Origin of the sequence: Sporosarcina sp. GW1-11 (assembly GCF_033088395.1) — a bacterium.
GTDB lineage: Bacteria > Bacillota > Bacilli > Bacillales_A > Planococcaceae > Sporosarcina.
Map to the genome: position 1 here is coordinate 86,499 of NZ_JAPMIW010000002.1, position 11,922 is coordinate 98,420.

The following is an 11,922-nucleotide window of genomic DNA, read 5'->3' on the forward strand; positions in this document are numbered from 1 at the left end:
TCGTAGATTGCTTCACTCCGTATAATACATTAAGCCAATAGCGCCTTCCCCTGTATGGGTACTAATAATCGGTGTCGTAAAGGATAGCTTCACCGGAATACCCATTTCTTCAATCTTCTTCTTTAACGGTTCAGCCATCGAAAGGCCATTTGCATGCGCAATTCCGACACTACGAATGACTTTCCCTGCTGTCTCTTTTTTAAACTCATCTAGTAAGTACGTCACTACTTGCTTATGGCTACGCACTTTCGCGACCGGCGTATAAACCCCGTCTTTTAGCGTCGCAATCGGCTTAATATTCATAAGTGATCCGAACATAGCCTTGCCTTTACCAATGCGTCCACCTTTCACCAAGTTATCAAGCACGTCAACTACGACAAAAAGCGATGAACGCTTGCGTACGCTATCTAGCTCTTTGACAATCTCTTCTACTGTCTTTCCTTCTTCTGCTAGACGACACGCTTCAAGCACTTGGAACGTTAACGCATGAGAAATATACATTGAATCCACGACCGTGACGTTCGCTGAAGACGCTTGTGCAGCTGCTTCAGCAGATTTCACTGTACCGCTCATGCCACCCGTCATATGAATAGAAAGGATGGGATTACCGTCAGCGCCTAATTCATCATACAACGTCTGGAACACACCGACTGCTGGCTGCGAACTTTTCGGTAGCTCTTTAGATTCCCGCATGAGATCGAGGAATTGTACTGGCGACAAATCGACGCCGTCTGTATAAGACTTACCGTTAATTTGTAACGTCAACGGCACGACATGTATGTTGTGTTGTTTAATGAGTTCATCCGTTAATGCCGCGGTAGAATCCGTGACAATGTGAATTTTCTTCATAGTTCATGCTCTCCTTCGTGCACCGCAATTTGCGATTTTTTGTTTAGTTTTTGCTATAGTAGGAATGAGGTGTTGTCCGTTGAAAGAACCATTTGACTATAAAAACCGATCAGAAGAACGTTGGAATGCTATAACGCACGCGATCGGTCTATTACTAAGCATTCCTGCACTAGTATTTCTTATTTTAGCCGGTGTAGAGCGCGGCACAAGCGTCCACGTCGTCAGTTTCACTATTTTTGGCGCATCCATGGTCTTACTATTTCTTATGAGCACGCTACTACATAGTATGCCCGAGAAAGTGAAGTCGTTTTTCTCGATTCTCGATCACTCGGCCATTTATGTACTCATTGCCGGAACGTATACGCCCTTTCTACTCGTCACGATACAAGGTGCGCTTGGCTGGACGTTATTCGGTATCGTCTGGGGTCTGACTTTGTTCGGCATCCTGTTTAAAGTGTTCTACATTCATCGCTTTGAAAAATTGTCACTCGCCCTCTATATCTTCATGGGCTGGCTCATCGTCTTTGCGATTAAGCCTCTATACGAACAACTTCCAACTGCCGGGCTATGGCTGCTCATCACCGGTGGATTGTTCTATACTGTTGGCTCTGTGTTTTACATGTGGCGGCGCATACCGTACAATCACGCGATTTGGCATCTATTCGTCATCGCCGGCAGCGTAGCCATGTATTTTAGCGTCCTTCTATATGTTTAAGAAGGACGTGTTTCTTTTTTATCCCAAATTTGATACGTATACGCTGTCTGATCCTCTGTAACTTGTTTCTCCGACTCACTCGTCAATTCCCACCCTGTGTCATACGCTGGGAAGAATGTATCGCCTGGATAACGTTTATCAATGACTGTAATATACAATCGATCCGCCATTTCTAGTGCCATTTCAAAAATTTGCGCGCCTCCGATAATCATCACTTCATCAGCGTAAGTCTCCGCCAGTTTCACCGCAGCGTCCAAATCATGCACTACCGTAACACCTTCTGCTTCGTAGTCCGCGTTACGTGTAATGATAATATTCAAGCGTCCAGGTAATGGGCGGCCAATCGATTCAAACGTCTTGCGTCCCATCACGATCGCTTTTCCCATCGTGAGCTTTTTGAAATAAGCAAGCTCTGCTGGGATATGCCACGGCATTTCGTTCTTTACACCGATCACTCGGTCTAGATCATGTGCCACTACTAATGAAATCAATTCAAGTTCCTCCTTAGACTGCGATCGGCGCTTTAATACCCGGGTGTGGGTCATAGCCTTCGATTGTCAAATCTTCCATTTCTATTTCGAAAATAGACTGTTTATCTGGATTAATGCGTAATGTAGGCAAGTCACGTACTTCACGCGATAATTGCTCTTTTACTTGATCAATATGATTTAGATAAATATGGGCGTCACCAATCGTGTGAATGAACTCTCCTACTTCTAAGCCACATTCCGCCGCAATCAAATGAGTTAGCAATGCGTAGGAAGGAATATTGAAGTTCACACCTAAAAATGAATCGCCACTGCGCTGGTATAGCTGACAAGATAGCTTGCCGTTCGCTACATAAAGCTGGAACATCGTGTGACACGGTGGCAATGCAGCTTTACTGCCTTTTGCACCGGCATTGACGACATCTTCCGGATTCCATGCATTAACAATGATTCGGCGAGAGTCTGGATTGTTTTTAATCATATCAATCGCATCTTGCAGCTGATCGATTTCATTGCCTTCGGAGTCCGTCCAGTGACGCCATTGCTTGCCGTAAACATTCCCAAGATCTCCGTACTTCTCCGCGAATGCATCATCTTCCAAGACACGCTCACAAAACGCGTTCAACTCTGCCTGATACAGTTCATTAAATGCTTCGTCCACTAAACAGCGATTACCAAAGTCCGTCATATCTGGACCGGTATACTCGTCGGACTCGACCCACCGTTTGAATGCCCACTCATCCCAAATATGGTTATTGTGTTGCAGTAAATAACGAATATTCGTATCGCCTTTAATAAACCATAATAACTCACTTGCGATTAAGCGGAACGGTGTACGTTTCGTCGTAAACAACGGAAAACCTTTCGCTAAATCAAAGCGCATTTGATAACCGAATACACTAATCGTACCCGTCCCTGTTCGATCTTCTTTCTTCACACCATGATCTAAAATATGTTGTAAAAAATCTAGATAGGTCTGTTCTAATTCATTTCGCATATCACTTTACCTCCAAAGTAGTTCACTTCATACAGTATAGCTGAAAAATCCTTACAATCGCTAGGAATTCAAACTACCGTTTTGCCTGCAAATGAATTTTTTCTGGATAGCCGCTCCAAATATAAAAAGCAGATTCCGATACATACCCTTTGCTTTGCAAAACAGCTTGTACATGATCCTTCAACCCGTCTTGTTGTGCAATTTCCAACACTATATCTATCGTTTGTCTATGGAAATGTCCAACATCTGGCGGTAGTTTCTTCACTTTTTCTGCATACTCTTCAAAAGGTGTTTTATTGTTACGGTTTTTCGTTACACTCCACTTCGTTAACTTCTTTGTTGAAGTCATAATTTCAGAGACGATATTCGCATTGATTACACGCATCCACGCATCGGTTACGTCATAGCACATATGCTTACCGTCAATTACTTCAGATATATAGTAAAGAAACCTTTGAATCAACAGCGCATTCTCCCTAACGTCTACTGGTATGAGTGTCCCTAACACTGCCAGCGCACCTGCATCTAAACATGCATCATTAATCGTATAATCCCCTTTGCCTTTCGCCGCCACATGGCACGCACTTAAAATCACAATTGGCGGTAGACGTAACGCGCGGTTTGGGATCCATACGCTGTCTCCTACAGACAATCCCGCAACGCCTTCCTCACTATACGTTCCGTGCGCAGAAATGACTAACATATCTATGTCCGTTCGGTTTGCAATGAACGCTTCCAGATCCTCTATCGACTCCGCCTCTTCATAAAAGATAGAAATGTGTTTAGTATCCTTATGCTGTTCTCTCACAACTGTCCAAGCTAGATCCGAGAACGCTCGGATTTTATCTGTCTTCGCAAGGCATTCAATAACCAATACTTTACACCCTCTGCCGCGTCCGATGTAGTATTCATCTCGTTGAGGCAGTCCATACCTAAATGTAGACGTTATTGGCGTCAGCGGACGGTACGTGATAGGAATCATATGGCATAACGGATCTGTATATCCGGGGAGAATCGCCAAGCCTACTGGGAAGTCTGTAAACGCGATTAGCTTGGATGACGCACGAATAAATTCACGTACGTCTACTTCACCAAAACATGCCGCCAGTTCTTTCCCAAACTTCCTTTGCATTCTGTTTATGTATCGACTATTCGGTTTCCTTGCGTATACATGCTGTTCTAATTCGGCAAGCGCATGGAATACTTCAGGAGACAACACATCGCCTTCCAACCAAACACCACCAAGCGAGATCGCCCGCTGTATGCCGAAAAACTCAATTAAGTCTTTTTCTTCAGGACGAATTGTTGAATCATTATACTTCGTTTGATAGCTCTTTCTAGATCTCGGACCGCCTGGAACCGTTATAATAAGAGAAGAAGGCATAACTCCGTAGTTTTTACGTATCATCTCCTGTAAATCCTTAGTATCCAGCTCATTCACTTGATCACCCAGCTGATGATACATATCCGCGACCATTAAAGTTTCTTTTTGAGTAAATGCCCTAATTCTCGGTGAATAATCGCTTGCTTTCAGTGTAGATAGCAAAGTATCTATATCACCATACTGCGTGCCTAGGAAGATATTTGGTAGCGCTGAGCGAGCCTTTCCTTGATGTAAGATCGGATGGATTTTCAGAAATTCTCTATTGATTCCATAGGTTTTTACTAGCTTCCTCGTTTCTTCCTGAATAGCGTGCCAATGAGCAGAAAGTGATCTGGACGATAACTCTTGAATGGTCACGACCCCTAGCATAGAAGGCATCGCATCGTCTAAATGAATCGCAGACTCATAGCAAGAGTTTTCAGTTATGTATAAAGTTGGCGGATACCGCTCGATTAGATTCCTGTTTTCTTCATTCAACTGATCGGAAATTAAAAATATAGTATGCTGTTGAATGCCGTCACCTACTGAAAACAACGCATCTGGCGCCTGAATCAAGTCAAAAGCATGTCTAGGAAGATGCAAACCATACCATAACGCATCGGCTACATCTTCTAACATCGGGTTGGAGAGATGAATCGTAGGTCTAGCCTCTCTCGGTTGTTTACTGTCATACACGATAAAATAATGATGTATAAACTTCTCTCGAAATGCTTCAGCGTTTAGCACCTTGGTATTTCCACAACATTTCTTGTACTTCTTCCCACTACCACACGGGCAACGTTCATTTCTTCCAGTAGTCATCGTTCCTCTCATCTCCTCTCGTAATGGACTCTTCTATAGCTAGTATACCAAAAGACGTTTGGCGATTTCGGCAAAAAACACACTCCGAAGCGGCTGCGTATGAAAGCCATAACGGTAGTGTGTTTGGAATGTCATATATCTAAAATATAAAGTCTAAGCTTGCTTCATTGTAAATCATTCTAAAACCATGCCAATAAAATATGAACAGAAGAAATCATGATCGCTATCGATAACAAGCCTAAATGAATAGACCGCAAAGATTTCACTTTTCTCTTTTTCGCGAATGATGCACCGACGAAACCGCCAATCACCGCCACAAGAAACGCAACCGCGCCATTACATCCTGCAACCGAGCCATTGCATCCTGCAACCGAGCCATTACATCCCACAACCGAGCCATTACATCCCACAACCGAGCCATTACATCCCACAACCGAGCCATTACATCCCACAACCGAGCCATTACATCCTGCAACCGCGCCATTGCATCCCGTAACCGAGCCATTACATCCCACAACCGAGCCATTACATCCTGCAACCGCGCCATTACCCCGTTTTACAAGGTTATTTTGTAAAAGGGTCACTCTTTTTATTAGAACTAGATGTTTGTCCAATCGCCTCACGTACGTTTCCATATGATAAGTATAAGGCCGGCCGGCATAAAAAGTTGAAAGGAGGTTAAAAGCTATGTGTTTTGAAAATAATAGACGGGAAAAACAAGTAGAGTTGGTTTGTAAATGTCGAGAAGTTAGATCAGATCGCGATAATAGCGACCGCGACTTTAATAATCGCGATAATAGAAATCGCTGTGATCGTGACTTTAATAAATGTAATAACAGAAATCGCTGCGATCGTGACTTTAATCGTAGAGATGGGTTCGGATGTCAATGTAGAAGGTGTAACCGCAGAAGATGTAACTTTTTCTGGTAACTAAATTAAGATGTATGAAAAAAAAGCGATTACTCTAAATTGAGTAATCGCCTTTCATGAATGTGTAAATATTTACGTTTGTTACTTACAATTGTATCAAAAAATAGATTCAATAACGTTGAGATTCCTCTCGACACATTCTTTATTCTTTGTAGTAATCTTACACTCTTTGGTTATTGGCCTATGCAGATTCGCCAGGTCGAGCTGTGTATTTTCGCCACGTCACCTAGGCAAAACTTCCCCCTCCATCACTGTAAGTTGTAGAGCTCTTAATTCTTTCGCGTGAAGGACCCTACGCCCACTTCCTAAACGACACTTCTAGAGTAAATTCATCCCCCACAACATCAGCGACTACATGTCCCCCTTGTTTTTCGACAAGCTGCTGAACGATATGTAAGCCTAATCCGACTTGCTCTCCGGTGCGACTAGCGTCCATCCTGAATGTCCTATCAAAAATCCGTTGAACTTCCGCAGCATCAAACGTCTCCACGTCATTTGCAACTTGTAATCGGATATCCTCCTCGTCCTCTATCAGATCAATCGTTACATAACTTTTGCTGTAGGCTAGTGCATTTTGAATAATATTGGCTACAATCCGACCTGTAGCTTTCTTATCTGCCAGAATAGGTGAAACTGCGAGTTCATCGATTTGCACTTGCAATTGCTTCTTCTCAAACTCACCATAAAACGTCAGCATCACTTCTACCACTAGTTGATCCAGATAGTTCTTCTCCATGACCATTTTTTTGTCCAAAGATTCCAGTTGGGAGAGTTCATAGAACAAATCCACAACATGGGTCAGGTTATCGATTTTCTTTTGAACAACCGCAAGATACTCGCCCTTTTCCGCTTCAGTTAACGATGGATTAGATAACAATTCCGAAAACCCTTTAATAGACGTTAAAGGGGTTCGCAAATCATGTGAGATATTGGTGATTTCTTGCTTTAAATTCATTTCTCTAGTGTGATTTCTCTGCTGATCTTGCTTAAATAAATGAATGAGCTGGTTGATTTTCGCAGCAAATCGGGCCAGGTTCTTATTATGGGTAGTGGTGCGAACGACTTCATTTGTCCCGAAGTTCTCAATGATTTCCTCTAATTGTTTCGTCATCCGTTTAATATCCGAATGAAGTACTAGAGACATTCCAACCAGAACGAATAGTAGTGAAATCAGTACGATGATGATCAACCAGCTGTTCACGTTCATTCATCCTTTCTCAATCAATCGTTTGTTTCGCAAACTTTGTGACCCCGATCAATAAAACGATACTAGATAACAGTACGCCTGTAATCCAGTATTGGTAACCGAATGTTACGGTATGATTCATGAAATGTAGTAAGTTATCGTGCAATAAGGCATCTGGTGTATATTTATATACTTCATTTAAACTTGTAACCTGTCGGAATAAGATCCGCAGCAAGTCGCCCGAAAATACAAAGACTAGCAGCATGACAATAAAGATATAAACATCACCGACCTTCAACAGTTTCAGCGAATGAATGGTGAAAAATGCACTGAGTATAATCGGTAACATATTGACCAGTGCTATTAAAAAATCTTTGGCAGACTGACCATCACTAGTCAACAGCGTCTCTCCCAACCCAATCATTAGAGCTATACCAATGACACTAAGTAGCAAGAAATAACGTAACGTCAGGATCAGTTTGGACCAAAAGATGGTGTTCCTCGATATCCCAAATGAAACTACATTTTTTAGCACGTCCGTATCCTTGCCAGTGAGGCTGAAATTAAAGAGAAAACTTACAATGATAATAAAGCCACCGCCACCGATAATATTCGAATAGTAAAATCTACTCGTACCATAAGGGAAATTCGGATCAACTTTTTGAGAATAGTACAGCACAGTTGCTACGGCTACAAGCAACAATAAACAAACGAGACTCGTTATATGCAGAGATTTTTTACGCAGTAAGCGGTATCGCTCACTTTTCAAATAATTAATCATGACGATCCCCCCCAACCAATTCCAAGTAATATCCTTCTAGATTGCGTGACTCTATTCGGAACTCACTCACGGATACACCATTCTCCAGTAATAGACGATTGATGTCTCCGCTGCACTCGACATAATTGTGGATCGTGATTACTTGATTAGGAAGTACTTTGAATTGGATATCTGCATAGGTCTGTTCCAATAATCGTGCCGTTTTGGCTGGATCATCGACCGTTAGTTGAAGTTGTTTCTGGCTTTTCTTTTGTAGTGTATCTTTACTTACATCCTCGACAATGACACCGTTCTTTATAAACACAAAACGTGTCGCCAGCAATTGTAACTCAGTTAATATATGACTGGAAATACATATCGTGATCTGTTTTTCTTGATTCAGTCTCACGAATAAATTACGTATCTCCCGAATCCCATCTGCATCCAATCCATTGATCGGCTCATCCAGCACTAAACAATCGGGACTACTTAGCAGGCACAAGGCAATACCTAATCGCTGTTTCATTCCCATAGAATAGTCTTTAAACCGTTTTCTCTTTTCTTTTGCAAGGTTCACAATCTCCAAGACTTCATCTACACGCTTCTTTTCAACGATACCGCGCTGAATTCGGAAATACTCGAGATTTTGTGTGGCAGTAAAGTCCGGGTAGAAGACAGGCGTTTCGACTAAGAAGCCCATCCTACTCCTCGCTTGCGCTAAGTCCCTTCCAGTTTTTCCAAACATGTGAATGTCACCAGCAGTCGGATGTAATTGTCCTGACAGCATTTTAAAAAGCGTCGATTTCCCTGATCCATTCGGGCCGATCAAGGCACAAATTTCTCCTTTTCGTAATGAAAAATCAAGTGGCTGAATAATAGTCGTGTCTTTAAACGTTTTCGTTAATTGATACGTTTGAATAATAGTCTCCATGGTAGCGACTCCTTTGCTAAACTTCTTGATACCTATATGTTAGCGCAGATCTCTTTAACATCCTGTAAGCAAACCATAAAGAAATCATAAGGATTTACACAAGCATGAATCCAATCCCCCAAATCGTCTGAATATATTCGTCCGAAGTACATTCAGCAATCTTCTTGCGGAGATTCGAAATATGAACACTTATCGTATTGTCATCCCCAAAATACGTTCCTTTCCAAATGCTTTCATAGATCTCCTTTTTAGAAAACGCCCGCTCCGGATGCCGCATCAATAAAGACAGAATATCGAATTCCGCATTGGTCAACTGCAGTTCTTGTTGATCTAATGACACGGACAGTTTTTCCGTATGCATAGTCAGCTGTCGCCATACGATCTTCGTTGTCGGCAGCGGATGAAGATTCGACTTGCGCAATTGAACTTCCACTCTCGCTAACACCTCTTGTGGATTAAACGGCTTCGTTATATAATCATCCGCGCCCATCTTCAATACGTTCACTTTATTTTCGATATCCACTTTAGCTGAAATAACAATGATCGGAATGAAACTTTCTTCTCGAATCTCTTCTATCAATTCTTCACCACTTTTTCCAGGCAACATTAAGTCTAATAAAATTAAGTCGAAACTAGTGTTTTGCAGCTGCAGCAAACCTTCCGTTCCCGAATAAGCTAACACCGTATGTGCACCTGCTGTTGTTAACATGACACGTAGCAACTTACTAATTTCTTGATCGTCTTCAATAATTAAAATTCTTTTGCCTTCAATCATCATGATCACCTATCTTTATATGTATAGTGTTTCTATTGAGTATACCCAATCCAGCGCAAAAGAAAAAACACTCGCCATCACAACGAGTGTTTCCATTCTTTTATGAAAGCCATTTCGGTGGCGTATTCTTAGACCAATAAATATCCCCAACCGTATGATGCGCAACAAAGCCATCTTCCGCGGTATGGTAATGGAAATTATAGAAATAGCCATCGATCGGGCGCTTTTCCGTACGCACATGGAAACGGATCAAGTCTTGCTCAGCCGTTTTATCATAGACGTGGAAAATCTTTTCTGCATAATCGCCTGAAGGTTGTTCCGTGATCGCAAGACGGCGGTCTGCAGCATTATGTAGAGTCGTCTGAATCACCGCTTCAATTCTCGGGAAAATCTCTGTATCAAATTCATCTTGTATCTTCGGCCCAATGCGTGTGCCAAACTTTTCATACGCAAGCAATCTCGCATGCTCTACTAACTGCTGATCTTCCAAATACGTCGGTTCATCTAACGTCAGCGAATACTGCGTATCACCGCTTCTGGCATCCGTCTCATTCGACTCGTCCTTCTCTTGAAAACTATGCCAGATCTCATGACTCGGCGTAATCGCTCCAAGCGTCAACACAGCCACCGATGCAATCATCAATCGCTGCAACCACTGCTTCATCTTCATCACTTCCTTCAATAAATCGTCATACATCCTACTATCTCATACGAAAAACACGACAAAAGGTTTCATCTTTCTATAATTCATTGTACAATATAATCAAACTTCAATCATGCTTTTCACAAAATGTTCTTTGATTGCAAGTTAAACAAATGTAATCAACACGCTACATAAAAGGGGGTCGCAACAATGGATGTTAACTTCCTACTAGGAATCTTTATGCTCGTTCTAACTTTATACTTGGCCTCATTATGTGTCACGAACGGCTAACACCAAAAGCGAAAGACGCCGCTTAGACTCGACAGGCACTGGAGGGCTTGCCGAAAAGGTGCGTTCTTTGCACCTTATCGGCAAGACCGAAGTGTCCCGAGAGTCTGGCGTCTGCAGCTGGATGAAACCAAAAGCGGAAGACGCCGCTTAGACTCGACAGGCACTGGAGGGCTAGCAATAAAGGCGCACTTTGCCTTTACTGCTAGTCTGAAACGTCCCGAGAGTCTGGTGTCTGCAGCTAGTCGCAATCGAAAAAGTAAACGTCAAACAGCGCCCACCTATCTTTTAGGGGGCGCTGTTTGACGTTTACTATCTAAAAGCTTATCAAATGTCTTGCTACTAGGTGAAAATATAACATGTTAAGGACTTTAAAGATAAGAGCCTAACCATTCGTACTGAACGAGGGATTAGTCTTATGATCTTAAACATTCCTACCCTTTCTTTACAGTTTATATTTTTCAAAAGTTTTATTTGGCGGAAGACCTACTGATTCATCAGGCATATAACATTCTCTATCATGATACGGCATTTCTAACTCTTCCCATTCAAAATCATCGTCAACGCATTTGATGAATAAATCATATCCCTCGCCATCAGAAGGCATTAAACCTAATCTTGTTTCATCATGCTTCAAGGCAACATCAATTGCCTCTTTCAGTTCCAATAAAGCTGTCCTATTGGCAATAAGATAAGCGTTGCCATGCCACATTTGTTGCCCAAAAATATGGCACGTGGGCATAGGTTCATCTTCATCATAAAACCTATCGTTATATACATGGTTTACATATTCGATTACCTCTCCAGGACTATCTACATCTAAATAAACATCCATGCCACATTCCCAATACCTTTGTCCTCCACCCCAAAACTGCGAAACGAAGTCATCATATAAATCATTGTTTTCCACAAACAAATATCTTTCCAACTCATCTTCTAAATCCTCGAAATAATAACAGTGAATTTGTTTTTCATCTCTTTTATAAATAAAATGATAAAGATTATCTACCATTTTTTCACTATCGAGTAATTCAAAGTTATGTTTCTTTGCCTTGCTAAGCTTTAATACTCCATTGACAAATGGTGTCTCTGGAATATAAATAGCTTTAAATAATTTTTCATTAGCCAATTTTTAAACACCTCTTAACATTTTATTATACCTTCATCTCCTAAAC

At 41.8% G+C, this 11,922-nt stretch carries 13 protein-coding genes; 1 reads left to right on the forward strand and 12 read right to left on the reverse strand.

What is annotated here, in order from left to right; translation table 11 throughout:
* Positions 1-12 precede the first annotated feature (12 nt).
* Positions 13-849 carry a DegV family protein gene (locus ORD22_RS02455; RefSeq protein ID WP_317644281.1) on the reverse strand — a complete coding sequence of 279 codons (837 nt, stop codon included), beginning with the start codon at positions 847-849 and terminating at the stop codon, positions 13-15.
* A gap of 79 nt (positions 850-928) precedes the next feature.
* On the opposite strand from ORD22_RS02455, the gene trhA reads away from it, so the two are divergent.
* Positions 929-1,564 carry a PAQR family membrane homeostasis protein TrhA gene (gene trhA / locus ORD22_RS02460; protein WP_317644282.1) on the forward strand — a complete coding sequence of 212 codons (636 nt, stop codon included), beginning with the start codon at positions 929-931 and terminating at the stop codon, positions 1,562-1,564.
* Here trhA and ORD22_RS02465 read toward each other — a convergent pair.
* The 11 genes from ORD22_RS02465 to ORD22_RS02515 all read right to left on the reverse strand — a co-directional run bounded on the left by ORD22_RS02465 (position 1,561) and on the right by ORD22_RS02515 (position 11,876).
* Entirely contained in the window at positions 1,561-2,055 is a 495-nt protein-coding gene (locus ORD22_RS02465) for a dihydrofolate reductase (protein WP_317644283.1), read from the reverse strand. The two genes, trhA and ORD22_RS02465, sit on opposite strands and share 4 nt — an antisense overlap.
* A 13-nt stretch (positions 2,056-2,068) precedes the next feature.
* Positions 2,069-3,049 (reverse strand): thymidylate synthase, encoded by a 981-nt coding sequence (locus ORD22_RS02470; protein WP_317644284.1) that lies wholly within the window; start codon positions 3,047-3,049, stop codon positions 2,069-2,071.
* A 73-nt stretch (positions 3,050-3,122) separates the two neighbouring features.
* Entirely contained in the window at positions 3,123-5,234 is a 2,112-nt protein-coding gene (locus ORD22_RS02475; RefSeq protein ID WP_317644285.1) for an SEC-C domain-containing protein, read from the reverse strand.
* A 179-nt stretch (positions 5,235-5,413) separates the two neighbouring features.
* Complete coding sequence (locus tag ORD22_RS02480; RefSeq protein ID WP_317644286.1) at positions 5,414-5,818, reverse strand: hypothetical protein; 405 nt, start codon at positions 5,816-5,818, stop codon at positions 5,414-5,416.
* A 169-nt stretch (positions 5,819-5,987) separates the two neighbouring features.
* Positions 5,988-6,122, reverse strand: a complete 135-nt coding sequence (locus tag ORD22_RS02485; protein ID WP_317644287.1) for a hypothetical protein — start codon at positions 6,120-6,122, stop codon at positions 5,988-5,990.
* A 334-nt stretch (positions 6,123-6,456) separates the two neighbouring features.
* Positions 6,457-7,365: a sensor histidine kinase gene (locus tag ORD22_RS02490; protein ID WP_317644288.1), complete on the reverse strand. Its 909-nt coding sequence runs from the start codon at positions 7,363-7,365 to the stop codon at positions 6,457-6,459.
* A 16-nt stretch (positions 7,366-7,381) separates the two neighbouring features.
* Positions 7,382-8,131, reverse strand: coding sequence for an ABC transporter permease (locus ORD22_RS02495; RefSeq protein ID WP_317644289.1), 750 nt, complete (start codon positions 8,129-8,131; stop codon positions 7,382-7,384).
* Positions 8,124-9,041, reverse strand: a complete 918-nt coding sequence (locus ORD22_RS02500; RefSeq protein ID WP_317644290.1) for an ATP-binding cassette domain-containing protein — start codon at positions 9,039-9,041, stop codon at positions 8,124-8,126. Before ORD22_RS02500 ends, ORD22_RS02495 begins: the two co-directional genes overlap by 8 nt.
* A gap of 94 nt (positions 9,042-9,135) precedes the next feature.
* Positions 9,136-9,819 carry a response regulator transcription factor gene (locus tag ORD22_RS02505; RefSeq protein WP_317644291.1) on the reverse strand — a complete coding sequence of 228 codons (684 nt, stop codon included), beginning with the start codon at positions 9,817-9,819 and terminating at the stop codon, positions 9,136-9,138.
* A gap of 97 nt (positions 9,820-9,916) precedes the next feature.
* On the reverse strand, positions 9,917-10,480 hold the full coding sequence (locus ORD22_RS02510) for a YpjP family protein (RefSeq protein WP_317644415.1): 564 nt from the start codon (positions 10,478-10,480) through the stop codon (positions 9,917-9,919).
* 712 nt (positions 10,481-11,192) lie between these two features.
* Positions 11,193-11,876, reverse strand: coding sequence for a hypothetical protein (locus ORD22_RS02515; RefSeq protein ID WP_317644292.1), 684 nt, complete (start codon positions 11,874-11,876; stop codon positions 11,193-11,195).
* Positions 11,877-11,922 lie beyond the last annotated feature (46 nt).

Excerpts from the sequence above, each read along its gene's own strand:
- ORD22_RS02510 (WP_317644415.1), bottom strand. The coding sequence starts at position 10,480 with ATGAAGCAGTGGTTGCAGCGATTGATGATTGCATCGGTGGCTGTGTTG.
- ORD22_RS02475 (WP_317644285.1), bottom strand. The coding sequence starts at position 5,234 with ATGACTACTGGAAGAAATGAACGTTGCCCGTGTGGTAGTGGGAAGAAG.
- ORD22_RS02455 (WP_317644281.1), bottom strand. The coding sequence starts at position 849 with ATGAAGAAAATTCACATTGTCACGGATTCTACCGCGGCATTAACGGAT.
- ORD22_RS02495 (WP_317644289.1), bottom strand. The coding sequence starts at position 8,131 with ATGATTAATTATTTGAAAAGTGAGCGATACCGCTTACTGCGTAAAAAA.
- ORD22_RS02505 (WP_317644291.1), bottom strand. The coding sequence starts at position 9,819 with ATGATGATTGAAGGCAAAAGAATTTTAATTATTGAAGACGATCAAGAA.
- ORD22_RS02470 (WP_317644284.1), bottom strand. The coding sequence starts at position 3,049 with ATGCGAAATGAATTAGAACAGACCTATCTAGATTTTTTACAACATATT.
- ORD22_RS02500 (WP_317644290.1), bottom strand. The coding sequence starts at position 9,041 with ATGGAGACTATTATTCAAACGTATCAATTAACGAAAACGTTTAAAGAC.